General features: G+C 57.5%; 22 protein-coding genes. 7 read left to right on the top strand and 15 right to left on the bottom strand.

Annotated elements, in window-relative coordinates:
- The first annotated feature begins 44 nt into the window (after nucleotides 1–44).
- On the top strand, nucleotides 45–1,163 hold the full coding sequence (locus tag RSK20926_RS20500) for a polysaccharide biosynthesis/export family protein (protein WP_037256064.1): 1,119 nt from the start codon (nucleotides 45–47) through the stop codon (nucleotides 1,161–1,163).
- A gap of 214 nt (nucleotides 1,164–1,377) precedes the next feature.
- Here RSK20926_RS20500 and RSK20926_RS20495 read toward each other — a convergent pair whose 3' ends face one another.
- The 8 genes from RSK20926_RS20495 to RSK20926_RS20455 all read right to left on the bottom strand — a co-directional run bounded on the left by RSK20926_RS20495 (nucleotide 1,378) and on the right by RSK20926_RS20455 (nucleotide 8,494).
- On the bottom strand, nucleotides 1,378–2,661 hold the full coding sequence (locus RSK20926_RS20495) for a nucleotide sugar dehydrogenase (protein WP_008209707.1): 1,284 nt from the start codon (nucleotides 2,659–2,661) through the stop codon (nucleotides 1,378–1,380).
- Entirely contained in the window at nucleotides 2,658–3,692 is a 1,035-nt protein-coding gene (locus tag RSK20926_RS20490; protein ID WP_008209705.1) for an NAD-dependent epimerase/dehydratase family protein, read from the bottom strand. The genes RSK20926_RS20495 and RSK20926_RS20490 overlap by 4 nt, the downstream gene beginning before the upstream one ends.
- A gap of 113 nt (nucleotides 3,693–3,805) precedes the next feature.
- Nucleotides 3,806–4,687 carry a glucose-1-phosphate thymidylyltransferase RfbA gene (gene rfbA, locus RSK20926_RS20485; protein WP_008209703.1) on the bottom strand — a complete coding sequence of 294 codons (882 nt, stop codon included), beginning with the start codon at nucleotides 4,685–4,687 and terminating at the stop codon, nucleotides 3,806–3,808.
- The gene (gene rfbD / locus RSK20926_RS20480; protein ID WP_037256105.1) at nucleotides 4,684–5,532 is read right to left on the bottom strand and encodes a dTDP-4-dehydrorhamnose reductase; all 849 of its coding nucleotides are present in this window, start codon (nucleotides 5,530–5,532) and stop codon (nucleotides 4,684–4,686) included. The genes rfbA and rfbD overlap by 4 nt, the downstream gene beginning before the upstream one ends.
- 11 nt (nucleotides 5,533–5,543) lie before the next feature.
- Complete coding sequence (locus tag RSK20926_RS20475) at nucleotides 5,544–6,014, bottom strand: metal-dependent hydrolase (RefSeq protein WP_037256102.1); 471 nt, start codon at nucleotides 6,012–6,014, stop codon at nucleotides 5,544–5,546.
- Nucleotides 6,015–6,138: 124 nt separating this feature from the next.
- Entirely contained in the window at nucleotides 6,139–7,191 is a 1,053-nt protein-coding gene (rfbB, locus tag RSK20926_RS20470; protein ID WP_008209698.1) for a dTDP-glucose 4,6-dehydratase, read from the bottom strand.
- Nucleotides 7,188–7,748 carry a dTDP-4-dehydrorhamnose 3,5-epimerase gene (rfbC, locus tag RSK20926_RS20465; RefSeq protein WP_037256100.1) on the bottom strand — a complete coding sequence of 187 codons (561 nt, stop codon included), beginning with the start codon at nucleotides 7,746–7,748 and terminating at the stop codon, nucleotides 7,188–7,190. Before rfbC ends, rfbB begins: the two co-directional genes overlap by 4 nt.
- A gap of 488 nt (nucleotides 7,749–8,236) precedes the next feature.
- On the bottom strand, nucleotides 8,237–8,494 hold the full coding sequence (locus tag RSK20926_RS20455; RefSeq protein ID WP_008209694.1) for a hypothetical protein: 258 nt from the start codon (nucleotides 8,492–8,494) through the stop codon (nucleotides 8,237–8,239).
- A 409-nt stretch (nucleotides 8,495–8,903) separates the two neighbouring features.
- Between RSK20926_RS20455 and RSK20926_RS20450 the strand changes: the two genes are divergently transcribed.
- From RSK20926_RS20450 to RSK20926_RS20440, 3 genes are all read left to right on the top strand, one after another.
- Entirely contained in the window at nucleotides 8,904–9,407 is a 504-nt protein-coding gene (locus RSK20926_RS20450) for a hypothetical protein (RefSeq protein ID WP_008209693.1), read from the top strand.
- A gap of 147 nt (nucleotides 9,408–9,554) precedes the next feature.
- Nucleotides 9,555–10,304 (top strand): metallophosphoesterase family protein, encoded by a 750-nt coding sequence (locus RSK20926_RS20445; protein WP_232281944.1) that lies wholly within the window; start codon nucleotides 9,555–9,557, stop codon nucleotides 10,302–10,304.
- Between the two features lie 285 nt (nucleotides 10,305–10,589).
- Nucleotides 10,590–11,351 (top strand): sulfotransferase family protein, encoded by a 762-nt coding sequence (locus RSK20926_RS20440; RefSeq protein WP_008209689.1) that lies wholly within the window; start codon nucleotides 10,590–10,592, stop codon nucleotides 11,349–11,351.
- A 130-nt stretch (nucleotides 11,352–11,481) separates the two neighbouring features.
- On the opposite strand, the gene RSK20926_RS20435 is transcribed toward RSK20926_RS20440, so the two are convergent.
- Nucleotides 11,482–12,999 carry a lipopolysaccharide biosynthesis protein gene (locus RSK20926_RS20435; protein ID WP_008209687.1) on the bottom strand — a complete coding sequence of 506 codons (1,518 nt, stop codon included), beginning with the start codon at nucleotides 12,997–12,999 and terminating at the stop codon, nucleotides 11,482–11,484.
- A gap of 416 nt (nucleotides 13,000–13,415) precedes the next feature.
- On the opposite strand from RSK20926_RS20435, the gene RSK20926_RS23380 reads away from it, so the two are divergent.
- Nucleotides 13,416–14,000, top strand: a complete 585-nt coding sequence (locus RSK20926_RS23380) for an acyltransferase (RefSeq protein WP_008209684.1) — start codon at nucleotides 13,416–13,418, stop codon at nucleotides 13,998–14,000.
- A 46-nt stretch (nucleotides 14,001–14,046) separates the two neighbouring features.
- Here RSK20926_RS23380 and RSK20926_RS20420 read toward each other — a convergent pair whose 3' ends face one another.
- Genes RSK20926_RS20420 through RSK20926_RS20405 form a run of 4 tightly spaced genes read right to left on the bottom strand, consistent with a single transcriptional unit; the run spans nucleotide 14,047 to nucleotide 18,366 of the window.
- On the bottom strand, nucleotides 14,047–14,985 hold the full coding sequence (locus RSK20926_RS20420; RefSeq protein WP_008209683.1) for a glycosyltransferase family 2 protein: 939 nt from the start codon (nucleotides 14,983–14,985) through the stop codon (nucleotides 14,047–14,049).
- Nucleotides 14,982–15,857, bottom strand: coding sequence for a glycosyltransferase family 2 protein (locus tag RSK20926_RS20415; protein ID WP_008209682.1), 876 nt, complete (start codon nucleotides 15,855–15,857; stop codon nucleotides 14,982–14,984). The genes RSK20926_RS20420 and RSK20926_RS20415 overlap by 4 nt, the downstream gene beginning before the upstream one ends.
- Entirely contained in the window at nucleotides 15,854–17,071 is a 1,218-nt protein-coding gene (locus tag RSK20926_RS20410) for a glycosyltransferase family 4 protein (RefSeq protein WP_157133195.1), read from the bottom strand. The genes RSK20926_RS20415 and RSK20926_RS20410 overlap by 4 nt, the downstream gene beginning before the upstream one ends.
- A 20-nt stretch (nucleotides 17,072–17,091) precedes the next feature.
- Complete coding sequence (locus RSK20926_RS20405; RefSeq protein ID WP_008209680.1) at nucleotides 17,092–18,366, bottom strand: nucleotide sugar dehydrogenase; 1,275 nt, start codon at nucleotides 18,364–18,366, stop codon at nucleotides 17,092–17,094.
- Nucleotides 18,367–18,725: 359 nt separating this feature from the next.
- On the opposite strand from RSK20926_RS20405, the gene RSK20926_RS20400 reads away from it, so the two are divergent.
- Nucleotides 18,726–19,541: a glycosyltransferase gene (locus tag RSK20926_RS20400; RefSeq protein WP_008209679.1), complete on the top strand. Its 816-nt coding sequence runs from the start codon at nucleotides 18,726–18,728 to the stop codon at nucleotides 19,539–19,541.
- Nucleotides 19,542–22,598: a fibronectin type III domain-containing protein gene (locus RSK20926_RS20395; protein ID WP_008209678.1), complete on the top strand. Its 3,057-nt coding sequence runs from the start codon at nucleotides 19,542–19,544 to the stop codon at nucleotides 22,596–22,598. It begins immediately after the preceding gene.
- A gap of 65 nt (nucleotides 22,599–22,663) precedes the next feature.
- Here the strand turns inward: RSK20926_RS20395 and RSK20926_RS20390 are convergent, their stop codons facing one another.
- Both RSK20926_RS20390 and RSK20926_RS20385 read right to left on the bottom strand, forming a co-directional pair.
- Nucleotides 22,664–23,755: an acyltransferase family protein gene (locus RSK20926_RS20390; RefSeq protein ID WP_008209677.1), complete on the bottom strand. Its 1,092-nt coding sequence runs from the start codon at nucleotides 23,753–23,755 to the stop codon at nucleotides 22,664–22,666.
- Nucleotides 23,756–23,774: 19 nt separating this feature from the next.
- Nucleotides 23,775–25,178: an O-antigen ligase family protein gene (locus RSK20926_RS20385; protein WP_008209675.1), complete on the bottom strand. Its 1,404-nt coding sequence runs from the start codon at nucleotides 25,176–25,178 to the stop codon at nucleotides 23,775–23,777.
- Nucleotides 25,179–26,066: the final 888 nt, after the last annotated feature.

Here is a 26,066-nt window from a genome sequence, read left to right as displayed (position 1 = left end):
TCTTGCGCACATCAAAAATCAAGATCTTTCCGAAAAGAGCCCACATGCGCCGACTGATTCCCCTCATTGCCCTTGCCAGCCTTATTCTCTTGCCGGCAGCCTGTGGCCGCCTACCCGGCGGCGCCCCCGCCAGTGAGGAAATCATCAAGCAATCCGGCGAAGTAGATGCGGATTTTGCGCTTTATCCGGTGACCCGTGCCTTTTTGCCCACCGTGGCGCATTGGCCTGCCACCGGCAAGCAGGAGATGCTGAGCTGGATTCGCGCCAGCCATGGGGCCAAGACCCAGATCATCCAACCCGGCGACACGCTGACCCTCAGGATCTGGGACAGCAGTGACAATTCGCTGCTGACCTCGATCGAACAAAAGGCCGTGCAGCTGCAGGATGTGCGCGTTGCCGCCAATGGTTCCATCTTCATGCCCTATGTGGGCAATGTGAATGTGCTGGGGCTGACCCCGGATCTGGCCCGCGAAGAGCTGCAGATCGAATTGGAAAGCATCGTGCCTTCGGCCCAGCTGCAGCTGGACATGAAGGAAGGGCGCAACAATTCGGTCGATCTGGTTTCCGGCGTGGCCCAGCCCGGCACCTATCCGATGCCCAACCGCAATTACTCGGTGATGGGGCTGATCTCCGCTGGCGGTGGCATCTCTGCCAATCTCAACAATCCGCAGATCCGTCTGGTGCGGGGACGCCAGATCTATGGCACCTCGGTGGACAAGCTCTTGAACAACCCGCAGCTCGACAGCCTGTTGCGCGGCGGCGACCGGGTCTTTGTCGAAGAGGATGAACGCTACTTCCTCTCCTTTGGCGCCACCGGCAAGGAAGACCTGCATATCTTCAGCAAGGATGAGATGTCGGCCATGGATGCCATGTCGGTTTCCGGCGGCTTCCAGGACAGCCGCGCCGACCCGCAGGGGCTGCTGATCCTGCGCGAATATAGCCCCAAGGCCGTGGCCCCGGGCAAGCGCGGACCGCGTCACAGCCGGGTGGTCTTTACCCTGGACCTGACCACGGCCGATGGTCTGTTTTCCGCAAGACAGTTTCAGATCAACCCCGGTGACCTTTTGATTGCCACCGAAAGCCCGATCAATGATGCGCTGACCATCTCCAACCTGATCGGCAACTTCTTCGGCGTCTTCAGCCGCGCGGGCGTCGATTTCTAAGAGAGTGTAGCGAAATCAAAAACAGGTTCAGGATGCGCCGGAAAGGGGGCATCCTGCCATATCATCGGCCTTTTCAAGATCTGAAGCAGAGCCAAACAAGGGCCTCTGTCCGGGGCGAGTTCTCTCACCCACTCTTCTCTTGCCCATTCTTTTTACACGGCCCAAGAGGGGCCTGCGATTGGCGTCCTGGTCAATCTGAGAGCCCGTTTTCTTGCTAAAGGCGGCGACTGTTGGGCTGTTTTTCAAATAGCCCTTTCAGATCAAACAGCAGATGCGTGCCTGTCCCCCAGCTCTGAATCTTCGCAACCCCCAGCTCCTTGAAGGCCCGATGCGGGACAGCCAGAATAATCGCGCTATAGGCACCTTTCCCGTCCTGGGGCGAGATCAGATCGATGCCATATTCAGCCTGTGCGCTGACGGGGTCCGCCATAGGATCCATCACATCCACGGTGATGCCAAAATCCTGCAGCTTGCGGATGATATCAATCACACGGGTGTTGCGCAGATCCGGGCAGTTTTCCTTAAAGGTCAACCCCATGACCAGAACCCGGCTGCGGCTGATCACCAGGTCCTGTTGCGCCAGAGCTTTCAGAACCTCATCTGCAATGACCTCACCCATACTGTCATTGATCCGCCGCCCGGCCAGAATGATCTCTGGCTGGTAATTCAGCTCCTGGGCCTTATGGGTCAGGTAATAGGGGTCCACTCCGATGCAATGCCCGCCCACAAGACCTGGGCGAAACGGCAGGAAGTTCCATTTGGTGCCCGCCGCCTCCAGCACATCCAGGGTATCAATCCCCATCCGGCCAAAGATCAGCGCCAGTTCATTGACCAAGGCGATATTGACGTCACGCTGAGTGTTTTCGATCACCTTGGCGGCCTCTGCAACCTTGATCGAAGCCGCCAGATGCGTCCCTGCGGTGATGATCTCTTGGTACAGCGCATCCACATAGCGCGCCGTCTCAGGTGTTGAGCCCGAGGTCACTTTTTTGATCACCGGCAGACGGTGGGTCTTATCTCCGGGGTTGATCCGCTCTGGGGAATAGCCTGCAAAGAAATCTTCATTGCAGATCAGGCCGGAGATCCGCTCCACAACCGGGATGCAATCCTCTTCAGTGGCACCGGGGTAGACGGTGCTCTCATAGATGACCACATCGCCGTGAGAGATCACTTCTCCTACCGCCTGGGAGGCTGCGATCAGGGGGGACAGGTCCGGGCGCTTATAGGTATCAATCGGGGTGGGGACCGTGACAATAAAGGTATTGCAGGCTTTCAGCACTTCCAGATCTGCGGTGAAACGCAGCTCTGTGGCGGCGGCGAGATCCCCCGCCTCGGTTTCCAAAGTCCTGTCTTTGCCTGCCTGCAGCTCTGCAATCCGCGTGGCATCGATATCAAAGCCGATGGTGGGAAATTTCTTCCCGAACTCCACCGCCAGGGGCAGACCAACATAGCCCAGCCCGATAACAGCGATTTTGGCCTGTGAAACATCCATGGTCATTTGCTGTAGTAGTCCCGGAACCAATCCACGAAACAGGCGATACCCTCCCTGAAATCGGTCTGCGGACGATAACCTGTGAGGTTGTTCAACAGATCCGCATTGGCCCAGGTGGCCGGGACATCGCCTTTCTGAATTTCCATATAGTTGCGGATGGCCTTTTTCCCCAGGGCTGCTTCGATGGCATCGACAAAATCCAAGAGCCGCACCTTGTCAGAGTTGCCGATATTGACCACCCGGTAGGGCGCCACCGGTGAGAGGCTGTCCCAAGAGGGGATCTCGGCGCGGGTGGCGGGGCGTTCCGGAACCGTATCGATCAGCAGCCGGATGGCCCGCACCAGATCGTCAACATAGGTGAAATCGCGATACATTTCACCGTGATTGTAGATGTCGATGGGGCGTTCATCGAGGATGGCATCAACAAATTTATAGAGCGCCAGATCCGGCCGCCCCCAGGTGCCATAAACGGTAAAGAACCGGAACATGGTGGTGGGCAGGTTCCACAGATGGGCATAGGAATGGCCCATGCTCTCGCCTGCCTTCTTGGTGGCCGCATAGATGGTCAGCTGGGTATCGGCCTTTTCGGTCTCGACAAAGGGCATCTCTTCATTGGCGCCATAGACCGAAGAGGTGGAAGCCATCAGCAGGTGCTGCACTTCAAGCCGCCGTGCTGCCTCCATCACATTGAAGGTGCCGGTAATATTGCTGTCGATATAGGAGCGCGGGTTTTCCAGGCTGTAGCGCACCCCGGCCTGGCCTGCGAGATGCACAATCACATCCGGGGCAAAATCATCCGCCATCTGATCAAAGAGGGCATTGTCTTCCAGCATGCCCTCGGTGGCGGAGAAATTCCCATGCTGCAGCAACATGCCATGGCGGCGCTGTTTCAGGGTGACATCATAGTAATCGGTCATCCCGTCAAACCCATGCACCCGGAACCCCTCTGCCAGCAGGAGCCTGGCGAGGTGAAAGCCGATGAACCCAGCGGTTCCCGTAATCAGAACACGGCGCGCTGCACCTGAAGTCTGTGTCATAGAACCCTTTGCTCCGCTTATCTGTGTTCAGCAACGCCTAAAGCGCTACCTCAAGAGGCCATAAATACATGGGCTGCAAAGGTTTCAAGGTGCCATCGCGCAAACCTCTTCTGTCAGCGCAACAACCCTTCGAGATAGGCACCATAGTCATTCTTGGCAAAAAGCTTGGCGCGCGCCTGAAGGTCCTCGCGGCTGATCCAACCCTGCTCCCAGGCGATCTCTTCCAGGCAGCCGGTCTGCAGCCCCTGGCGTTCCTGCAGGGTGCGCACAAAATTGCCCGCCTCCAGCAGCGAGCTATGGGTGCCGGTATCGAGCCAGGCATAGCCCCGGCCCATGGTCTCGACCCGCAGGTTCTCTTCGTCCAGATACATCTGCAACAGATCGGTGATCTCCAATTCACCACGGGCAGAGGGCTGCACCGCCCGTGCTCGTTCTGGTGCGCTGCCGTCCAGGAAGTAGAGCCCGGTCACCGCATAGTTGGAGGGTGGCACCGCAGGCTTTTCGATGATCTCGCGGGCGCGGCCCTCGGCGTCGAAATCCACCACGCCATAGCGTTCCGGATCCGCCACGTGATAGCCAAAGACGGTGCCGCCAGATCCCTGCGCATCTGCCGCCGCCAGCAGTTTTGGCAACCCATGGCCAAAGAAGATATTGTCGCCCAGGACCAGGGCAGAGGGGGCCCCATCGAGGAAGTCTTCGGCCAGGATAAAGGCCTGGGCCAGACCGTCGGGCGAAGGCTGCACCACGTAAGAGAGCGAGATGCCCCATTGGCTGCCGTCACCCAGAGTGCGCTGGAACTGCGCCTGATCCTGTGGCGTGGTGATCATGCAGATCTCGCGGATGCCCGCCAGCATCAAGACGCTTAGCGGGTAATAGATCATTGGCTTGTCATAGATCGGCAAAAGCTGTTTGGAGACGCCCATGGTGATCGGATAAAGACGGGTGCCAGAGCCCCCGGCCAGAATGATACCCTTGCGGGGTTTGCTGCTGCTCATGTCAGCTCTCCTAAATCTTTTAAAATCTCACTGAGCCCCTGCCGCCAATCCGGCTGGGAAATACCAAAAACATTCTCTAATGCAGTGCAATCGAGCCTGGAATTCAAAGGCCGCGCCGCCGGTGTGGGGTAGTCCGTGGTTGGAATATCCGTGACCGTGCAAGCGACATTTGCCTGGGCAAAGATCTCACGGGCAAAGCCGGCCCAGCTCACCTCGGGCCTGCCCTGCAGATGATAGGTGCCGCTTTTGCCGGGGTCCTGTTGCAATTGCCCTGCCATTTCCAGACAGGCGCGGGCCAGATCCCGCGCCGGGGTTGGCGCCCCGATCTGATCGGCAATGATGGTCAGTGCCTCGCGCTCTGCCCCCAGACGCAGCATGGTTTTGACAAAGTTACCCCCGTGACAAGACACCACCCAGGAGCAGCGCAGGATGGCATGGGTGCCGCCTGCCGCGCGTGTCGCCTCTTCGCCCGCCAGTTTGGAGCGCCCATAGGCGTTTACCGGCGCGACCGCATCACCCGCCTGCCAGGGCGTCGTACCACTGCCATCAAAGACATAGTCGGTGGAGACGGTGACAAAGGGAATGCCCAGAGCGGCGCAGGCCTCGGCCATGGCGCCGGGGCTCTCGCCATTGATCACTGTGGCCAGGGCTTCTTCTTCTTCCGCCTTATCGACGGCCGTATAGGCGGCCGCATTGATCACCGCGGCGGGCGCATGGGCCTTGATCGCAGCGGCGCAGGCCGCAGGATCTGTCAGGTCAGCTTCACCCCGACCCAGGCAGGTCACATTGTCATAAGCCGCCAGCTCGCGGGCCAGCTGGCCGGTTTTTCCGAAAACGAGAATCATATGTGCCTCACTCATCCAGCTCTCCCGTTGCGCCACAGATAAAAGGCCCCGGCCCAGATGCCCAGCTCCAAGAGGAAGGTCCAGTGCAGCAGAAAGGACAGGATCCAGTGGCTCTGCGTGGCGGGGACTTCCACTAGGCTGTAAAGATGGCCATTAAAAGGCGCGGCCCAAAGGATGCCACCGCCGATCGTGTCGAGCACCATATGCAGGAAGAGTGCCGCAAAAAAGATCCCGGCCACAGGTAAAAAATCATGCTTAAAAACAGCGATGACCGGTAGGATTAAAGCCGCAATAGCGCCCCAGAATGCAGGCACATGCACCCAGTATCGGTGATGGTGAATACTGTCCTGGTCGACAAAATAGAACCACAGCATATCAAAATCCGGCAGCACCGCCCCGATGAGGGCGGCAGGCAAGAGCCAGCGCCGCTGCGGCACCAGCCGCGCCAGCACATAGCCAGAGGGCAAATGCGCTGTCAGCATGGAAAGGGTGCTATCCGCAAACCCCCAGCCCGACCGATAGGCCGGGCAGCCCCCGGCCGCCCCTCCGGGCGGGGGCTTCTCCCCCACCCGCGGCCAGGTGCAGCCCTCAGAGGCAAATCCGCTCTCATTTTCCGGTTCCTAGGCGTTCGCCAACGCCATCGCGGTTTTGCAGGGCGCGCCACCAGGCCTCATTGTCGAGATACCATTGCACGGTCTTCTCCAGACCTTCCTCAACCGTCACGCTTGGGCGCCAGCCCAGTTCGTCGCGGATGCGGCTGGGGTCGATGGCATAGCGGGCATCATGGCCGGGGCGATCCGTCACAAAGGTGATCTGGTCCTGGTAGGACTTCCCATCCGAACGGGGCCGTTTTGCGTCCAGAATGGCGCAGAGCGTTTCGACCAGCTCCAGGTTCGTGCGCTCATTCTCGCCGCCGATATTATAGGTCCGCCCCACAGCACCCTCGGACACCACGGTGAGCAGCGCATCTGCGTGGTCCTCCACATAGAGCCAATCGCGCACATTGCTGCCATCGCCATAGATTGGCAGCGCCTTGCCGGCCAAGGCATTCAGAATGACCACCGGGATCAGCTTTTCGGGGAAATGATAGGGGCCGTAATTGTTGGAGCAATTGGTCAGCAGAACCGGCAGGCCATAGGTCTCGGCCCAGGCGCGCACCAGATGGTCGCTGGCCGCCTTGGAGGCCGAGTAGGGCGAACGCGGATCGTAAGAGGTCTCTTCGGTGAATTGCACCTCCGGGTCATTGGGCAGGGAGCCATAGACCTCATCGGTGGAGATATGGTGGAAGCGGAAGGCTTCCGGACGGCCTGCTTCGATCCAATGTTTGCGCGCCGCCTCCAGCATGTTGAAGGTGCCGGTGATATTGGTCTCGATGAAATCGCCGGGCCCATCGATGGAACGGTCCACATGGCTTTCGGCGGCCAGATGCATCACCACATCCGGTTTATGGTCCGAAAACACCCGGTCCAGAGCGGCGCGATCGCGAATATCAGCCTCTACAAAGGCGTAATTTGGGCTTTGCGCCGCTTGCGCCACATTCTCCAGGCAGGCCGCATAGGTGAGCGCATCCAGGTTCACCACCTGATGGCCGCGCGCGATGGCCAGCCGTACCACGGCGGATCCGATAAAGCCGGCACCGCCGGTGACAAGAATTTTCATGCCGATGCCTCATAGGTAAAAGGGCTGTCAAAATCCGCCAGTTTCGGCGCAGCGGCATCCTTGTCCGAAAGCATGGGCGTGCCCTCAAAGCCCCAGTCGATGTCACAGCTGTCCCAGGCCACTGCCCCATCGCATTCGGGGGCGTAGTAATCGGTGCATTTGTAGATGATCTCGGTATCGGGCTCACGGGTGATGAACCCATGCAGGAAGCCCGCCGGGATCAGAAGCTGCAACCCGTTGTCAAAGCTCAGCTCGGTGCCAAACCACTTCCCATAGGTAGGAGAGCCCTTGCGGATATCCACCGCCACATCAAAGAGCCGCCCGCGTCCGCAGCGCACCAGCTTGGCCTGGGCATGGGGGGGCGATTGGAAATGCAATCCTCTGAGGGTGCCGACCTCGCTCGAGAGAGAGTGGTTGTCCTGCACAAAATCCAGATCGATCCCGTGCTCCTGCATCCGGCGTTGGTTCCAGCTCTCGCTGAAAAATCCGCGCGCATCGCCAAATCGCGCTGGCTCCAAAATCTTCAGTCCCGGAAGTCCTGCTTCTTCTATGCGCACTTTAATAACCTCATTCAAGAAACGCGGCTGCAAATAACGGATTTGAGGCGCCAAAGCCAGCCTTAGGAGCCTCTTATATGTTTCGCAACTGGATATTCCTGCGGGGGCAGAGGATCTTTGGCGCCAATGAGGAGGATCGCTCTGGATTGTTGCGAACTGGCTGTTCCTGCGCCATGCGCGCAATTGAAACACTGGATGCTAGAGCCCGCGTGCAGGTTTTGCCGCTTGTCGCAACACGCCAGGTCTGCGGCCCTCGCCTTTTGCCATGATTTGCCACGAAGTGGCCGGACCATCTGGTCGCGGACCCCGATAGGCAAGACCCGGAAGATGCGCATCGGTGTGGATCACAGACCTTCCCGGCTGCGCAACATGGAAAGAGAGCTGCCGCAGGTTGAAAAGCACCCGCTGCGGTCTACGCATTAAGACAAGATCGCCACAGGCTTTCCCGGCGTGACCTTTGATTTTTTGCAGCCTGATTTTCTCTGGCTTTATCCGTTGCTGCGACTCATCCGGCGCCCGCTAAATCCCGCGTAGCTGCGGGAAACCAGAATGGCGACGACCAGGACTGGCCAGGCAAGGCAGAGAAGCATTCCGGTCACGGTGTAGATGTCTATTTTGCAGTGTTTTTGGGAAAACTCATAACATGTCATGAAGAGAGCAAACAGTGCTACGCCGACATACAAAAATGCGAAGATATAAAAAATAAGCGTCATTGGAGTTGCTTTCAGAATCAAACGGCTTGTCATCAGACAGTGTACCGAAAGTTGCGGAAATTGTAGCTAAATTGTCAACAGAGGCGGAAATTCGAGCATATTATGGTGCATGAGCGGAGGGTGACGCTGCAAAAAATTGCAGTATGCCCCCCGTGCAATCTGGGTTTGAGGGCCTCTGATCAGTTGTGATGAAAGCGGTTCATCGCATTGGTTCTCGGGTGCAGATGCCATGCTGGAACCTCTCTTTGAAATCCAGAAGGCTTGTCTGCCCCTCCGTGTCGGGCGGGGGTTCTAGGGGGCGGAGAAGTGGTTAAAATTTGCCTCATCTTATTGATAAAACTTTGATAATCTACGCAATTTCGCCACATCTGGACCCCCTTCCCAGCGCAACGATTTTTTAATCACTCCTTAGCGCCCGTTAATTGCCTTTGGAGGATTATTCATGCTGGCTGGGAAAATTGCGCAGGTTGTGGTTTCCGCTTTTTCGGGAACCGGGTCATCCCTGCGACGTTTTGGAATGATGGCGACGGCAGCGGTCTGCCTCAGTGCCGCCCCTGCGGCGGCCGGGTCACAGTCCTATGTGGTGGGCAGCGACCATGGCGGCTATCTGAGTGATCGTCTGGCAGAGCTGGCCCAGCTGCAGCGCCGGGGTGCGCGGGTCGAGATCCGCGGCCAGGTCTGCTATTCCACCTGCACGATGTTTCTGGGACTGCCGGGCACCTGCGTGAACCCCAATACGGAATTTGGCTTCCATGGGCCTTCCCGCAATGGCCGCCGTCTGGCGAAACAGGATTTTGAGTATTTCTCCAGGGTGATTGCCGATTACTACCCCGAGCCCCTGCGCAATTGGTTCATGGCCGAAGGGCGCAACCGGATTTCCGGCATTCACCGGATCAAGGGCCAGGAGATCATCCGCATGGGCGTACCCGCCTGTCGTCGCGCCTGAGCATCACCCACGGCCTGAGGCCTAGCTTGCCCCTTTATGAAGAGGCCGCTATCACATGCAGAACGCATGGCGCCCCCTGGTGAGACCTCCACACCGGGGGGCGTTGCATCCAAGGCCCAAGGAGCCTGTGCTCTTCCCGTGTTCTCTGTGTCCCTCTCTTCTTTGCGGTTTTCCTCCTTGGTGCAGGGCCTGCGCCGCAGGTTCTTTTGGGACATGCCCCGCCCCGAGGCGCCGCTCTGCGTGATTGGTGATATTCACGGCTGCCTGACCCAGCTGCAGCAGATGCTGGCACAGGTGCCGGCGGGATATCGCATCATACTTCTGGGGGATTATGTGGACCGCGGCCCCGAGAGCGCTGCGGTGCTGCGCTTTCTTCAGGCACGCGAGGACATCACCTGTCTCAAGGGCAATCACGAAGAGATGCTCCTGCGCTTTCTGCAAGACCCGGAAGAGGCGGGGCCGCAGTGGCTCCGGCATGGCGGGCTGGAGACCCTCCGCTCCTTTGGCCTTCAGGAGGTGCACGCGCAGATGGAGGCAGGTGCACTCTGCGCCTGCCGGGACCAGCTACGGGCGGCTATGGGAGAGGATCTGATCCGCTGGCTCGCCGCGCGGCCGGTCTCTCTGCTCTCGGGGACGGTGCTTTTGGTGCATGCGGGTGCGGATCCGCGCCGCAGCCCGGAAGATCAGCCCGAGGCGGTGCTTCTCTGGGGGCATCGGGAGTTTCAGGGCCAGAGGCGGCGGGACGGGATCTGGGTGGTGCATGGTCACACCGTTGTCGGTGCGCCGGAGGTCAGGGCAGGGCGGATTGCCATCGATACCGGTGCCTATGCCACCGGGCGTCTTTCGGCGATCTGTCTGGATGGCGGGCCGCTGCGGTTCCTGAATGTGCAAATTTAACCTGGGTTTTCTGTGGATGCTGCCTGTCTCTGCGACCATTTCCAAGGTGGTATGGATTGCAAAACAAAGCCTGTTGTGCATGAGGGGGAGCTGACATATGCAGCAGGGATAAATGTCTCGGATGTAACGCATGCATCTTTTTCTTATGCGTTTGAACAGGTTTGTATTTGAGGTGCTGTCCTCTTGAGGCTGTTTGTTCCAAGCAGATGGCCAGGGCCACACAGCACCTGAGGAGGCCCCTGCGGACAGTCCGGCACGGGTTCCGTTTTGGAAAGGAAACTAGGCATGCCTCTGATGAGAGTCGGCACGCAGCTTATTTTTTATGCGCATGTCCCGAAATGTGCGGGAACCTCTGTGGAGCGTTATCTGGAAGCCCGCTTTGGCAAGCTTGCTTTTTGCGATACGGCGCATCTCAAGCAGGCTCATCCCTGGAGCCGGACCTCGCCGCAGCATATCGACCTGAAGGCACTGTCTCGGCTCTTCCCGCAGGGGTTCATCGATGAGAGCTTTGCAATTGTTCGCCATCCGCTCACCCGGATTGTGAGTGCTTGGCACTTCCAGCTAGAGGTTGAAAAAACAATCCCGGCAGGGGTTGAGTTCCTCGAGTGGCTCTCGGGGCTGGCCGAGGACTGGGAAACCCGGCCCTATGCCTTTGACAACCACATGCGCCCGATGTCTGATTTCATCCCTGCCGATGCCCAGATCTTCTATCTGGAACATGGGCTGGATGCGATTATCCCCTGGCTGGATCGCGTCACCGGAACCCGTATGGACCCCCGCTTTATTGAGACGGCCAATCAGCGGAGCAAGAAGAAATCAAAGAAGGTGGCCAAGCTGGAGCCCTGTTCGCAGGCTTTGGAGCTCATTACCGATCTCTATAAAGAGGATTTTGAGCGTTTCGGCTATAAGCTGGATGACAAGATGCCGCTGAGCCCGGCGCCGGAGCTCAGCCAGGAGGATCGGATCGAAAGAGATGCGGCCCGCGCAAAGGCGGAACGTCCCGGGGCTCAGCTCGTTTCCAAGATCCGCAGAAAATTGAACGGATGATCCGGAGCGATATGACAGGATATCGCAGCTGAGCCTCTTCCTGGATTGGATCAGCTGCGCCAAGGGACTCTACCCTCTACCCTCTACCCGCTCAGGCGAGGGGGCGACACATCCCCGTTTAATGCCCCGTTTAATGCGGCGCCTCCGAAGGGTCCAAATGGTTCTTGCGCGGTTTAACTCGCGTGATCAGACGTGAGACCAAAGCCAGGACTTGTTGTTCAAACCCATCTGGTCGCCCGGCAAGGCGCCACAGGAACATTTGAACCCCACCGGCTATAACTGCCCCCAGTAGAGCCTTTCCGAGCAGCAGACTGGCAGCTTGCAACAAGGACATCTCAAAGGGGGCGAACCCTCCGAGTGCATCAATTCCCAACAGGGTTGCAGCCATGACAGGGGTTGCCACGAAGCTGCGCCAGGAAACGCGCAAGGGGTCATGTAATTTGGATTGTGTTGCCCGTGCCGCAATTTGCAGCGTGAGCGCCAGATTGATCAATTGACCAAGGGCCTGCCCCAGAACAAGTCCGGTAATGCCGAATGCCAGATACCCCCCCAGAGACAGGGGGATTGTCAGCACCAGAATAAACAGGTTGCGCAGGAAGAGGGTGCGGGTGTCTCCATCGATCATCTTGATCGCATTCACGCCGAGGGTCAGTGTCGAGAGCGCGGAAACCGGGGTCAGGATTGCAATGATCGGCACGGCCGCTTCCCATTGTGCCCCTAAAAGAACGCGCACCACCTCGGGCGCGGCAATTGCTACTCCAGTGCCAACAGGTAAGGCGATCCCAAGCAGGCTTTGTTGACCTTTCAGATAGGCGCGCCTTAGGCGTTCAGGGGACTTTGATACCGACATGAGGCCAGGAAACAAAGCTTCTCCAATGGGGCTCAGCAGTTGTTGGGTCATGGTGGTTGAAATCTCATTGGCGACATGAAACCGGCCGGCCTCATATGTTGTTGCCAATTTGCCAAGAATTGCGGTTGGCAGGCGTTTTTGGAAAAAAATCGCAAGACCGGCCAATGTCAGCCACCCGCCGAAACGAAAGAAGGCTTTCCAGCGCGGCATACGCAGGGCCGGGCGGCCCTCGGCCAAATGCCAGGTCAGAACAACAAAGGTCGCGTGTAGCGTTAAAAGCGAGATCACCAGAGCCCAATAGGATTGCAGGATATATGCGGTGATCACAGAGGTGAATGTCATGACCAGGCGCGCGCGCACATGTAGTTTCAGGCGGGGGCGGAAATTCAGGTTCTTCTCAAAGTTCACAAAATAGGGATTGCGCAATCCCATCAGCAGCGGCACGGGCGAAAGCCCGTATAGGACCGCTTGCAGCTCCGCATTGCCAAAGAACTGCGCAAGATAGCCCGCTGAGGCGATCACCATAAACATGCCAAACAGACCAACCAGGATGGCCAGACAGAAGGCCGTGTTGAAATGATCAGCTGTTACATCTTGCTGCCGTATCAAAGCGTTTTCGAATTGGCGATTGATCAGGGCTTCGACAAAGCCCACGGCAATCAGGGCCAAAGCCATCAAACCAAAATCATCGGGTGTCAAAAGGCGGGCAATGATAGCAATATTGATCAGCCCCATCAGGCGGATCAACACCATGCTGATGAAATTGAGCAAGGCCCCGCCCGCCAATTTTGCCGCCATGGAGGTCTGTTGAGCAGCTTGCTCTGGTTTTGAAGATGGTTGCATCTGAGTCATACCAACAGCCTGCCAGAGATCATTTTTTCGGACAGTCGGATCCGATCATGGCAGGCTATAACGATATGATTGGCATGGCTGCAGGTCGCCATCAGGATTTCGACGCGATCAGTCATAAATAGAAGCCTTCAAATAAATCGCTCAAGTCAGCCTGACCATATCCCCTGGCCTTGCCCGGCCCCTGTTAGCATGGGGTGTCGTGCTCCACCACTCACCAGAGACAGAATCCAAGGGGACGCTGCACCCCCGCAAGGGCCTCCCGAGCGCTCCGTCCCGGGTGTCTTTTTCGTTCACCTCTCGGTGCAAAGCAGGTACTGTCAGGTAAGTCGCTGTTTTCAACAAAAAATGATTGCCCTCCTACCATGCCCGATACCCCATCCGAGCCTGAGGTCTTCAAGAAGGACACCTCACGATTGCAACGGCTGCGACGCCTTCTGACCTCTTCACTGGACCCGCGCGCCTGGGCCCATGCCCTGAAAGTGGTGAACTATTACAATTACACCCATGTGCAGGAACTGCGCAAAGCCAGCCTGGGGCGCAATGTGCGGATCAGCCCAACAGTCAGCTTTTCCAACGCTCAGAATGTGTCGATCGGGGAGAATGGCCGTATCGGAGCAGGCTGCAGCCTATGGGCAGGACCCGATGAGGGGCGCATCGAGATTGGACCGGATGCCATGTTTGGACCAAATGTGATGGTGACGGCCGCGGGCTATCGCTTCAATGAGGGCAGCCCGGTGACCAAGCAGCCGATGAAGGAGGCTGATGTCGTGTTGGGACGAGATGTCTGGGTTGGCTATGCCGCGGTCATATTGCCGGGCACGGTGATTGGAGACGGCGCCATCATTGGTGCGAATGCGGTGGTGCGGGGGCAGATCCCGGAGAATGCGATCATGACAGGAAATCCGGCGCAGCAGGTCGGCACCCGCAGCATAGCCCCCCCCCAGTGATCGGCCGGTCAATGCGCCTTGTCGACTGACGGCGTCACCCTCCGGCCTAATACCCTGCCAGCCAATCGCGTCGGGCGGCCCAGACCTCGGCCCAGCGGCTTGCGGTTTCTCGTTTTCCAATCCAGCCAAGGGGGCGGCTGGCGCCATAGCGTAGCGCGGCCCAGAGCCACATCAGCACCAGACCAAGAGGCACCAGAGCAGGGGACCAGTGATCCCGAATAAGCGTGCTGCGTGCCTTGGCGACCATCACCACCTTATGCGCAAGCTTGTTTGAAGAGGCCCCGACGATATGCATGATTTCGGCCTCTGGGGTAATCATTGGCTGATAGCCCAGGCGTGCGGCGCGCAGGCACAGATCCGCCTCTTCGCCATACATGAAGTATTTCAGGTCAAAGCCGCCCAATTCACGCCAGAGAGCGGTTGGCATCAGCAGAAAGCATCCAACAACAATATCAACCTTGCGGACACTGTCTCGCGCCCAATCCCCCATGGCTTCGGGATTGAAGACACCGGATTTTGGGAAAATTGCCCGCAGTCCGACGGCGCTGCAAAAGGCGCTCCAGGGGGTGATCCGGTTCCAGCAGGAGGCAATGTTCAAGCTGCCATCTGGAAACACCGTGCGCCCGCCGTAAATCCCGGCCTCCGGATGCGCGCGGGCAAAGGCCATGAGCGCATCCACGGCTCCCGGGTGCACCTCGGTGTCCGGATTGAGCAGCAGCACCCATTCTGTCTGGGCAGCTTCCGCCACAAGGTTGTTGGCCCGGGCAAACCCCAGGTTTTCCTGCGAGGCGATCAACTCCACCTGCGGAAATTCTCTGGCAATGGCCTCTGCGGATCCATCTGCTGAGGCATTGTCGTAGACGACACAGCGGAAAGAGGTTTCCTGAGTTGTCGCAAACAATGTGCGTAGCGCAGCCAGGGTCAGATCCACGGTGTTGTAGCTGACAATGATGACTGTCAGGGCCGGAGCGGATGGGGTGGTCATATCTCACCCCCCATCACCTGTCTGAGCATCCAAACCGCACGGGTGCAGCGTAGACGGAGCAGAGTGGCAAGGCCTCGTAACCGGTCTGCATGACTGAGGCCGGGGAAGCTCAGAATTCTGGGGGCATGGGCCAGGGCACTCAGAGGCATTGCGGCCGCGCGCAGTGCCCAGGCCAGGCGTGCCATGATGCCAGGGGAGGTGAGACCATACATCTCTTGTGTCAGGCGGAGCCATTTCCGTCGGAGCGCAGGCCAGTCCTGTCGGGTGGGATGGGCCACCGTCATTGCATCGTTGTAGCGCAGGGCATAGCCCTTTTTGACTGCGCGCTGGCACCAGTCGACATCTTCCGAGCGCCCGGTCACAAAGGGGCCCGTCGCCTCGAAGACAGCCCGGGTGGTGACAAGATTGGCGGTGACCGAGAAGCCCTTGCGTTCGATGTAATCGCGCTGCTTGAAGGCAAAGACCGTTTCAAAGACCTCTGCGCCGGAGCGGGGGGCAGGGGTTTCGTCAAAGACTGTGACCCGCCCTCCGACAACCGCGTCTTTGGTGTCAGTCGCGCAGGCCTGTGCCAGCCAATCGGGATCAGGGACGCAGTCCGCATCCAGGAAAATCAACCCCGGAGCGCTTGTGGCAGCCACCCCGCAGTTGCGGGCCATCGCGGCCCCTTTTGCGGGCTCCTGGACAAAACGCACCTGTGTAAAGCGCGCCTGCAGGGGCTCCAGATCTGCGTCGGATCCATTGTCTGCCACGACCAATTCGATGCCATCGCTGTGCTGCGGAACAAGTGCCTCAAGGCAGCGCTCCAGCCGGGTCACATCATTGAAATGCGGGATGATCACCGCGTGGCTCTGCACTCGGGTTGGATCACTCATCGCTTCTCTGCGGCGCGGGTATAGGCTGCGATCAAGGTGTCGACCTGATGGTCCCAGCTCAGCTCTGTTTCGACCCTATTGCGGCCAAATTCACCCATTTTCGCGCAGGTTTCAGGGTCACCCAGAAGGTCGGCAATCTTGTTTGCCATATCCGTCGTGTCGTTGGCCCGGGCATAAAGCGAGGCTTCCGCCGCAGAGTAACGCCCCTCGGTCACATCGAACTGAACAATAGGTTTTTCGAAGGCCATGTATTCAAGGATCTTGTTCATGGTCGATTTGTCGTTCATCGGATTGACGCGATCGGGATTGACGCAGAGATCGGCATTGGAGAGGACATCAAACAGCGTTTCATCAGGTGCGCGCCCGGTGAAGGTGACATGTTCTGCCAGTCCAAGATCTGCGGCCATGGCTTTGAGACCATCAAGCGCCGGGCCGCCCCCGACCAGAACAAACTGCACATCGTGCTTTTGCTCCTGTATGAGCTTCTGAGCGGCCTCAAGCAGCAGGTCCAGCCCTTCCTGGTCCCCCATGACGCCAACATATCCAACCATATGTTTGCGTCCATTGTGCCAGCGGTCTGACGCAGGTTTGCGTTCCAGGCGGGTCAGATCCGGGCCAGAGCGCACAACAAAGACATCTTCGGTGGCTTTGCCCCCGCGCTCCAGCGCAATTTGCCGATAGCTTTGATTGGTGGAAATGACCACATCCGCAGTGCGGAAATTCAGCTTCTCAAAGAGAACCATCAGCCGCCAGAAAAAGCCGCGCTTGTTGAACTTGGCCTCATAGAGTTCGGGATTGATATCGTGGTGATCAAAGATGTAGCGCACCCGCCGGAACAGTTTGAACGGCCAGGCCACCAGGAAGATCAGATCCGGGGGGTTGCACCCCTGCAGGGTGTCAAACCCATGCTTGCGGCTGATCTTAATCGCCAGGCGCATCTCATGCCAAAGTGCTGCGCTATATTCCAGCAGATAGCCCAATGCCCCCTTGGCATCGAGGGGCAGGGGATGGCGGTAGATATGGACCCCATCGATTTCTTCGTAAGTGGCTTCATAGCCCTTGCCGGTTGGGCAGATCACCGCGACTTCCGCTCCTGCAGCGGTCAGGGTTCGGCATTCGTGCCAAACCCGCCGGTCGAAGGGCAGGGGCAGATTTTCCACGATGATCAGCACACGCCGCCCCTGCAGAGGGCGTGCTTGACGTGCTGCATTCATTCTGGGGGTTTCAAAAACGCTCATGTGATGCTGCCAAGATCGCGTATGAGAGCCGGTTCAGGAATATCCAGCATGTCAATGGTGGCATTATTGACCAATACGCGCGCGTAGCCCTTGCTTTCGGCAGTGCTCTGATCGACCAGAAGCTGGTTGATTTGCGGCAATTGACTATAGGTATATCCCAAGTTGGCACCCACAAGCATATCTGCATTCACCGCCGGATCGAAAATATCCAGGGCAATACCCGCTCCCAGCAGCTTGCGCGCAAGATCCACATTGGGGCTTTCGCGCAGGTCATCCGTCCCGGCCTTGAAGGCAAGCCCCACCATCAGCACTTTCGCGCCCGGTTCAAGTCCGGCCATGGCATATTCAAAGAGCCGGTGTTTATGGGCTTCATTTGAGCGCAGCAGACTGTCCACCAGATGCAGGTTGGCGCCAACATCAGCCCCGATATGCTGAAGGGCCCGCACATCCTTGGGCAAGCAAGAACCGCCAAATGCGCCGCCTGGGCGGGTGTAATAGGGAGAGATATTCAGTTTCGTGTCGGAGACAAAGATCTCATGTACCTGCCGGGCGGAAATCCCAAGTGACAAACAGGTGCGCCCGACTTCATTGGCAAAGGCCACCTTGACCGCATGCCAAGTGTTATCGACAAATTTGGTGATCTCAGCTTCGCGGTAGCCAACGGTAAAGACAGGGGCCTTGATATCTTCATTCAGTGCCAGCATTGCCGGATCCGGTTCACCGTTCCGAGTGCCGATAACAATTTTCGGCGGCTCGAAATAATCTTGAACGGCGGATCCTTCGCGCAGGAATTCGGGGTTGTAGACAACCGAAACCTGAGACGAGGCCGTTTCTTGCAGACTGGATGTGAAAATAGGCCAAACGAGTTCCTCTACCGTTCCGGGGCGGAAGGTAGAGCGATAAGCGACTGACAGGGGGCGGCCAGAGCGTGGTGCTTGCTGCAACGCCTGCGCGATTTGGCGGCTGACATCCGCCACATAGCCCATGTTGTGAGACCCATCCGCGGCAGAGGGGGTGCCAACGCAGACGATACCCAGGTCGGCCTCCTCCAAAGCGTCACCGATCTGCGTGCGCGCTTCAATCAGCCCCTTGGCAAGACCGTCTTGCAACATGTCCGAAACCTGAGGTTCAACAATGGGCGCTTCCCCCTTGTTGATGGCCTCCACCTTGCTGCGACTGACATCGATGCCAATGACCTGGTGGCCCTGGCTCGCGATACAACACGCGGCGGTAAAACCGACATAGCCAAGCCCAAAAATAACAACTTTCATGTCAAATAACCTGCTTTAATCATGGCTTCTCGACCTCATACACAAGCTAGAGGTTGAAGCAAAGACTGTTCCGTCTCAACTTGAGGCTAGCACACTCCCGATCACGGCAGCACAGGGCTGTTGCGCGGCCTTTTGAAAGCTGGAGTTGTCTCCTGCTTGGCGAATTTCGAGAAAGAGGTATCAAGCCTCCGGTTCTACGTTTATGGGGTGTAAGCTTAACCGCTCATTATAAAAGCCTTCTAGATTTCTGCAGTCTTGGCAAAAAGCACTGGAGGGTCATATATCAGAGCAGACGGCATTTAGGCTTGAATGTTTAAAATGGCACCCATTTGATTGATGGCATACCCAGCAGGATCAACATGCAATTCACTCATGTAATACAAACGCGATTTAATCTGGCAACACCAGGGCGCGAAAGCGCCATCCGCAACCGCCCTGATTGGTTGGAGGAGCGCTTTGAGATGTTCGAGCGGATCTGCCTGCCTTCTATTGCGGCACAGACCTGTAAGAATTTCACCTGGATCATCTATTTCGACAAGGATACCCCCGAGGCGCAGAAAGAACGGGTCGAAGAGCTGCGCAAGCGCGTTCCCTTCATTCCTTATTACACCGGTTTGTTTGCCGCTGAAGGCTGGAACCGTTCGATCGGAGAGGTCCTGCCAGACCGCACAGAGTTTCTGCTGACCACCCGACTGGACAATGATGATGCGCTTGCCAGTGACTATATCGAACGGGTGCAACAGGCCGCACAGCAGCAGGTCCAGCAGGCCCCCCTCTGTCTGAACTTCTCGCGTGGGTATATCCGTACCGATAAAGCGCTTTATGAAATGACCCACCCCAGCAATGCGTTTTTCACCCGCTTGTGCCCCTGGAACGAGGATATGCGCACCGCCATGTCCATCCAGCACATGACGATCAAAGACCATGGCGCGGTGGTCCAGCTGGAGGCGCCCGGCGCTTGGCTGCAAGTCGTGCATGGAGGCAATGTTTCCAACAAGGTACGGGGAAGGCGGATCCCGGCAGACAATATGGATGCGCCTTTTGCTCCGGGGCTCTTGGACGGGATCCCTGCGGTGTCTGCGATACAGCTGCTGCTTGAGAATATTTCGCTAGCGGCGCTGCGCAATCTGCGGGATTGGCTTCTGTCTCTGCGCGGGCGTGGGAAAGTCTCCTAGATGCAGCTGGTGGCAAGAGACAGCAAAGTTTCTGCTTCTCCTCTGCGCGGCTGGATATTCCTTTGCATTGCTTCTTTGTTGCTTGTGCTCAGCAACCAGTCTGTTCAGGCAAAATCGCTGCGCTTTGAGGCCTATCTCGACAGATCCGAGAAGCAGCTGCTGGTGCGGCTGGACAGCCTGCCTGCCGATCTTGCCAAACAACCGCTGACCGGGGTTGAGGTCTCGCTCAATGATGGTCCGGCCCAGCCGCTGAAACTGGCCCGACGACCCGCCTTTGAACGTACGGTGCTCACTCTGTCCTCTCCACCCGGCCGATCCCACCAGCTGCGTCTGCGCTTTGTGCAGCAAACGGAAATCGGGCCGAAACCGGGCTCCTGGAGTCCAGCCCAGCCGGTAATCATTTTGCCGCGAAGCAAAAAAGCACCGCCGCGCCTCAAAAATGAGGATTGGGAATGGCGGCCGCACCCAAGTCGGGCAGACTGGCTACAGCTGCGTTTGGCCCCACATTTGCAAGACCAGCTGACCTCTGTCAGTGCCCTGTCCATCCGGGCCAATTGGCAAGATACGCGGATCATTTTGCCCCCTGTGACAGCACAGTGGTTAGATCTGCCCCTTGATGCGGGCACCTATGGCAGAGCGCGTGACTTTCAGCTTTATCTGGCGCTTGTCGCCGGCAAGAAACGCGGCGCCTGGAGTGCGCCCAAGGCGGTTCAGCTGCAGTGGCATGGCTCCGCGCGGGCGCCGGATGCGCCCTGGCCAGAAGATTGGATGGTGCGGGCAACCGGTGCAGATGGTGAAATCCGGCTGGATGTGCTGCAGGTGCCCGCCTCTCATCACACCCCACTGACCGCTCTTGAAATTCGGGTCAAACCCGTTGACCGCTTCTTTGTGCCTCTGGGGAGAGGATCCGACTGGGTGCCGCTTTCGCCCCTGAACCCGAAAACCGGAGGGTCCCTGCGGCTGGATGGGCTGCAAACCGGCCAGCTCTATCAGATCGAGTTGCGCGGGCGCTCTGCCTCGGGTGCCGGGCGCAGCAGTGCCCCAAAAATTGTCACCCCGCGCAACATCGGGCTGCCAACCCAGGCCGTCATCGGGGATCTGAATATCGCGGGGGAGGCGCGCATCCGTGTTGCGCCGGGCAGTGTGATTGCGCAGGCCCCGAAAGGCTGGAAGATCATTCCAGGCCATGCCCGGGAAGACTCCTGGGACTGGTTGGTCCCAACGCGAGTTGATCCCGGAGTCGGCCTTGTGACACTGAATTCGGGTGCAGAGATTGACATTCAGCGCCGCGCCCGCGGTTTTGTGGCAGAAACTCCTCAGGAGTTGGCGAGATTTTTGCAGTTGCCCGCACGGATCAAATCCGGAGCAACCTTGATGATCGGGGCCACCTGGTTGGATAGCCGCTCCTTGGCCAAGGCCTTTGACGGGGCCTTCTCCAACCTGACCGCCCCAATCACGGTGGTGCCACGTGAACCCGAGGTCGGCACCCAGCTGACCCGCTGGTGGATCGGCAACCGAAATCCGCTCATCTCCTCTGGGCAGCTGATCATGCGCGACATTGATCTGATCTATCCAGAGGCGCTCTGGTACCTTGATGGGCGCAAACGCACGGTTTCGATTATCGATACCCGTCAGAGCCGGGGACCTATAAGCGATCTGACCTTTGAGCGCGTCAGCATCCGTTCGGATGCCATGCCGGCGCGGTTGGGCTATGTCCAGCGCAGCCTGATACGTGCGGCGGATTTTGAAAAGGCTGAGGATGTTGCCTTCCTGGACGGAGAGGTCTCTCATATTGTCTATGGCCTGCGGGTGGCGCTGCAAAACAGCCTCACCCGGGGCAATAGGATGCATCATCTGATCGCGGATCCGATCAATATCAATATGGTGGCCGGAGCCCAGGGCCATGATGTCATCATCGAGCACAACACCGCCCATGACTTTATGGGGGATGGTTTTTTGCTGCATGGTGATGGAACCCATATGTGGGTGCATGGCGGGCGCAGCGAGAACCCGGCCCGGATCGAGAGATTGACCTATCGCGGCAATGTATTCTTTCCTGGATACGAAGGGATCCGCGCCCCGGTTTCGATGTCGGCTTTGTTCAAGCTCACCCATCACGAAGACAGTATGACCCTGCGCCCCACACAGGATCATGAATTGCTGCGTATCGATGCCAGCGATGGGCCTGTTGTGATTACCCTGCCAGAGCTGCGCAAGAGCCTTGGGTTGATCCAAAGGCGCGACAAACAGATGGTTTTTGCCATTCAAAAGGGAGATATAGGCCCGCATCCCGTGACCATTGTTGCAGGCCCGCGGGATGGCATCGGCAAGAACCGGATCCCGGAGATGACCCTCAGGCAGCCCTATGAGGCGGTGGAGTTCCGGGCCCGCAAGGCGGAAGGCTATTGGCGCCTCATCGCGCCGGTTCCCGCCCTTCAGGGCTTTTATGCAGATCCACGCGGGACCGAATTGCCCGGCCTGGAAATCGAAGCGAATATCTTCTGGGGCTTGTCCCTGCGCCAGATCAGCCCGGCCAATCTGCCACAACAGAATGCCCGCATACATCATAATGCGATCCTGATGCCTCTGCCCGGGGACCGGGATGGGGATGGGCGCTGGAATACGGTGAGAGATGGGGTGACACGCAAGGCAGGGCAGATCCTCATTTCGGCCGGTGATGATACGGTCTCGGTCTTTGCCAATATTGCAGGTCGGGTCGTTCTGTCTGACAAAGGTGGGCATCACGCTCAGGCCTGGAACAATGCCGATTTGACCTGGGATCAAAATACCCATCAGCTGCGCGCAAATTTTGCCGCATTGGCTGAGCTGCCGACCCTGCGCCCGCTGAGTGCAGTGCGTTGGTTCCCAACCAGCCGGGAAGAGGCGATCGCCCTGGCACGCCCGGCCGCAATGGGACCGATTGCGGCACGGGGGCAGGGCCCCCTGGGAGCAACGCCGCAAAGTGATTGGTGGGATTTTGAGGCGGGCCGCCGCAAGGCGCAGAACAATCCCGATACAGGGCTCAATACTGGGCCCGGGTCGTCAGCCAAGCCCTAACTAAACAGCCCCGAACCAATCTGTAGATCTCAGACAGATCTCGGATCAGATGAGATCTACTGTCTCTATTGACCTGGCATCGTGTTCTGGGGGCTGTTTGCGCGCTTGGACAAGAGCCTGCCTTCCAGTCGTCGCCCATATTGCATGAGCGGCCCTTCGAAATAGCGATAGGACAGCACCGCCTGCAGATAGGTCAAAATCATCACCAGCCCGGTCATCAGCCAGAGCGAAGGAAGCGGCATGCCCATACGCTCTGCAATCTCAAACAGCAGATACACGTTGAAGAAGTGAAACAGGTAAATGAAGTAGGAATAGAAGCCATATAGAGCAATCGGGCGTAGCCAGGCAGCCCTGAAAGGCTTCAGCGCAGTTTCAAAGATGACAATGATGCAGCAGATGACCACGGGAATTTGGGTCAGCGAGATGGCTTTGGAGGCAGCCTCACCAGTGAGTGCGAAAAGCGAAGCGGCCGCCAGAAGCCCGAGCAGCCACAGCAGGGAGCGCCCGCCATGGTCCCGCATCAGGATGGCTGTCAGGCCACCATAGGCAATGGCATCCAGACGGGCTGCCGGGAAGAAGTGAATTTCTTCGGCCCCCTGCGCATAGAGCCAGGTTCTGAGCACCACCGAGACAAGACAACAGATGATAATGAAGAGTGTGAAATGACGCCGTGCGACCCAGGCCACGGCACCAAACAGCACATATGCCAGCTCTTCAACGGAGAGGGACCAGGTGACCTGATAGGGGACGGCTTCGGCCCCGTAGATGAAAATGTACCACCCGGTTGTAAAGGTCAGAGGCCCCCAGATATTGGCAAATGTTTCCTGATCGACCCCGGTGGCGATACTGGCAAGGATATAGAGGCCGACCGCCGCATAATAGAGCGGGATAATTCGGAAAATCCGGCGCAGGAAGAAGGCCGGGCCCACTCGGGACATCCGGTCTTTGCTCAGCAGAAATCGGGTGATCAAAAAGCCGCTGAGCGGAAAGAACATATCCACCCCCAGAAACCCGTTTTTCCAGAAAAACCAAGCCACCGGATCCAGACTGTCTGGCGGATATCGGGTGGCCACGTGAAAGATCAGGACCATGACGATCGCGACAGCGCGGATGCAGTCCAGTAATTCAGACCGATGTGCAAGAGGATCTGGGCGCATAAAAAACCTTTGGAAATTACTATAGGGGGCGGCGGATTGAGCGCCCCTCCCGAGTATTTGGGTTTCCCTGGCGGCGCCTGGAGGGCCCTGGCTGTTGGTCAAAACGGGTATAGCGTATTGCAGACCTGGGTCCAGCCTCAACCTGTTTTGTATCAGCCTGGTCCGCCTCAACCGCCAGCATGAAGACACCGCTGCCCAGGATGAACATCACAAAGGAATGCATCTCTCCCCAGACGGCGACTGTGGCCAGGGTCAGGCACATGCTGATCATGGTAAAAATCCAGCCCAGGCGGGCATGCTGCAAGGAAGAATCCTTAGCGAAGTCACGGCGCCCGATAAGGAGCATGGGGATGATTGTGGCACCTGCCAAAGCTATGAGAGAGGGAATGCCATAGACCAGCGCCTGCAGCAGCCAGAAGTTGTCGATGCTTCCCGACATCCAGGGCGGCAGCCCCCAGTCATTATACCCAACCCCAAAGACAGGGGTTTTGCCAATCTGCTCGGTGCCATACTCAAACAGGCGCTGCCGGATGGAAACGGTTGAAGAGTTGAAAGCCAGCCGCGACAGGATCGCGATGATCGCAGGCCGATCTGAGGCAATTTCCGCGACGATGTAAAAAACAACCGAACCAGTGAGCAGAGTGTTCCATTGATTTTTGAGGCGGCGTGTCGCGCTTTGCCACATCATCAGCAGGGCCTGAATGGCCATGGCCAGTACCGCACCGCTGGAGAGGGAGAAGAAGCAGCATAGCCCAATGGAAAAAGCATAGAAACTGCGGGCTCCACGGCTGACATGATCACGCAGGGCGACAAAGCCGAGGGAGAAGATAAGGGAACAGAAAAAGCCGTAGTGTATGGGATGCGCAAACAGGAGTTGCGCCCGATAGAGCCCACCAAGACGCTGCTCACTGGTTGCACGGCTACTCTCGTTTAGCCCCGGGATTGCATTGATGAGGTCACGCAACAGAGATTTGTTGGTTAGCGTTTCAATCACCGCAAAGGGCAGGGTGCACAGAGCAGCAAAGCACAGAAATTTACACAAGGTCTGAAACTGGGCAGATGTGCGGATCGAGGCACGCGCAACCAGATACCCACCAAGGATCGCACAGGCATTGGATCCGGCAAAGGTGACGGCCACATCAGGGTTGTTGATAAAAATAGACAGCGTGAGCCAAAAGACGTGAAAGAGGACAAAGAGATCAACGATGTTGATTTTTCCGTATTTCCCACGCAACAGGTTGATCGTCAGAAGGGGTACAAAGATCAGGAATAGTACGCGTGACGTGGACAGGTTGATGGGGCCGACATCAAAATTCAAGGGCACCATCAGAACGAAGATCGTGAGCGTCGCCAGAAAGGGCAGTTTTTCTGAGGTGCTGGTGGCCTGCTGCCGCCCGCTGAAAGACCCCGTTTTACTGCTCATACTAACCGCCAAACCACACCAAAGCTTTCGTTTTGCCCTATCCTAGCTCTTCGGTTGTAAGGCATTGAAAAAATGTAGGGGGTGTATTGATCTTTTTCAGAAGTGTTTCAAGCAATTTTGCAAGGCCTGGACCGCTCTCGGCTCAGTGTGCATGGCCCGCTGAGGGGGATCCTGCGCGGCCGTAGCAGCGCCTCAATGTCATGCAAGGACTTGTATGGGGGAGCGGTGACGGCGGCAGGATTTTGGTTATTCAGGCACCCCGGCAGGAGCGCCCGGCAGAAAATTCCAGTGGGAAATGGTCCATTGCAGTATTGATCCCCCATGCTGGGATCTCCCCATCGCAAAAGTCATTGAGGAACGGGGAGGCAAGATGGGAATCGCCTCTCCCTTCTTGCTCAATGAGCTTTAAAAGTGATTTTTGAATTCTGAAACAAGCTTAAGGATGTGAAGTTTTAAATGGTGTAATATTTTCATCATGTTACGGATCTTCTTTTTGCTTGCCGCTGCTCGGAAAGTCAGGAGAGTTCAGCCCAGGATTGGCGAAATCAATTCCAGGTTGTTTTAATTTCCGGAAAGTAGCCTCTGAATTGAAGTTCGATTTCATCGTCTCATGGAAACTGCTAATTCTCTGATTTTAAACATTAAATACAAGTGTAAGGTCCCCGCGACAGCGGCGCTGGAATACCCCTCATACCGTGACAGGCGCTTTCAGCACCTGGGCACCAGATTAACTGTTGAAGCCTGCATCATAAAATTTGTAAATAAGTTTATATAACCTTGATGATGCCATTGTTCGCATCTCCAAAAAATTGATCTGCCTGCCTTCCTTTGGATGTGCGTGGATAACTTAGACTGTAGGTTTTTATTTTATGCATGACTTAGTTGTTT

It is taken from the genome of Roseobacter sp. SK209-2-6 (assembly GCF_000169455.1).
Lineage (GTDB): Bacteria > Pseudomonadota > Alphaproteobacteria > Rhodobacterales > Rhodobacteraceae > Pseudophaeobacter.
The sequence above is the reverse complement of the archived record's forward strand: the minus strand, read 5'-3'. Positions and strand labels throughout refer to the sequence as shown.

Bases quoted from the DNA above. Each gene is read 5' to 3' on its own strand.
- RSK20926_RS20500 (WP_037256064.1), top strand. From the start codon at position 45: ATGCGCCGACTGATTCCCCTCATTGCCCTTGCCAGCCTTATTCTCTTG.
- RSK20926_RS20495 (WP_008209707.1), bottom strand. From the start codon at position 2,661: ATGACCATGGATGTTTCACAGGCCAAAATCGCTGTTATCGGGCTGGGC.
- RSK20926_RS20490 (WP_008209705.1), bottom strand. From the start codon at position 3,692: ATGACACAGACTTCAGGTGCAGCGCGCCGTGTTCTGATTACGGGAACC.
- rfbA (WP_008209703.1), bottom strand. From the start codon at position 4,687: ATGAGCAGCAGCAAACCCCGCAAGGGTATCATTCTGGCCGGGGGCTCT.
- rfbD (WP_037256105.1), bottom strand. From the start codon at position 5,532: ATGATTCTCGTTTTCGGAAAAACCGGCCAGCTGGCCCGCGAGCTGGCG.
- RSK20926_RS20475 (WP_037256102.1), bottom strand. From the start codon at position 6,014: ATGCTGACAGCGCATTTGCCCTCTGGCTATGTGCTGGCGCGGCTGGTG.
- rfbB (WP_008209698.1), bottom strand. From the start codon at position 7,191: ATGAAAATTCTTGTCACCGGCGGTGCCGGCTTTATCGGATCCGCCGTG.
- RSK20926_RS20455 (WP_008209694.1), bottom strand. From the start codon at position 8,494: ATGACAAGCCGTTTGATTCTGAAAGCAACTCCAATGACGCTTATTTTT.
- RSK20926_RS20450 (WP_008209693.1), top strand. From the start codon at position 8,904: ATGCTGGCTGGGAAAATTGCGCAGGTTGTGGTTTCCGCTTTTTCGGGA.
- RSK20926_RS20440 (WP_008209689.1), top strand. From the start codon at position 10,590: ATGCCTCTGATGAGAGTCGGCACGCAGCTTATTTTTTATGCGCATGTC.
- RSK20926_RS20435 (WP_008209687.1), bottom strand. From the start codon at position 12,999: ATGGCGGCAAAATTGGCGGGCGGGGCCTTGCTCAATTTCATCAGCATG.
- RSK20926_RS23380 (WP_008209684.1), top strand. From the start codon at position 13,416: ATGCCCGATACCCCATCCGAGCCTGAGGTCTTCAAGAAGGACACCTCA.
- RSK20926_RS20420 (WP_008209683.1), bottom strand. From the start codon at position 14,985: ATGACCACCCCATCCGCTCCGGCCCTGACAGTCATCATTGTCAGCTAC.
- RSK20926_RS20415 (WP_008209682.1), bottom strand. From the start codon at position 15,857: ATGAGTGATCCAACCCGAGTGCAGAGCCACGCGGTGATCATCCCGCAT.
- RSK20926_RS20410 (WP_157133195.1), bottom strand. From the start codon at position 17,071: ATGAATGCAGCACGTCAAGCACGCCCTCTGCAGGGGCGGCGTGTGCTG.
- RSK20926_RS20405 (WP_008209680.1), bottom strand. From the start codon at position 18,366: ATGAAAGTTGTTATTTTTGGGCTTGGCTATGTCGGTTTTACCGCCGCG.
- RSK20926_RS20400 (WP_008209679.1), top strand. From the start codon at position 18,726: ATGCAATTCACTCATGTAATACAAACGCGATTTAATCTGGCAACACCA.
- RSK20926_RS20395 (WP_008209678.1), top strand. From the start codon at position 19,542: ATGCAGCTGGTGGCAAGAGACAGCAAAGTTTCTGCTTCTCCTCTGCGC.
- RSK20926_RS20390 (WP_008209677.1), bottom strand. From the start codon at position 23,755: ATGCGCCCAGATCCTCTTGCACATCGGTCTGAATTACTGGACTGCATC.
- RSK20926_RS20385 (WP_008209675.1), bottom strand. From the start codon at position 25,178: ATGAGCAGTAAAACGGGGTCTTTCAGCGGGCGGCAGCAGGCCACCAGC.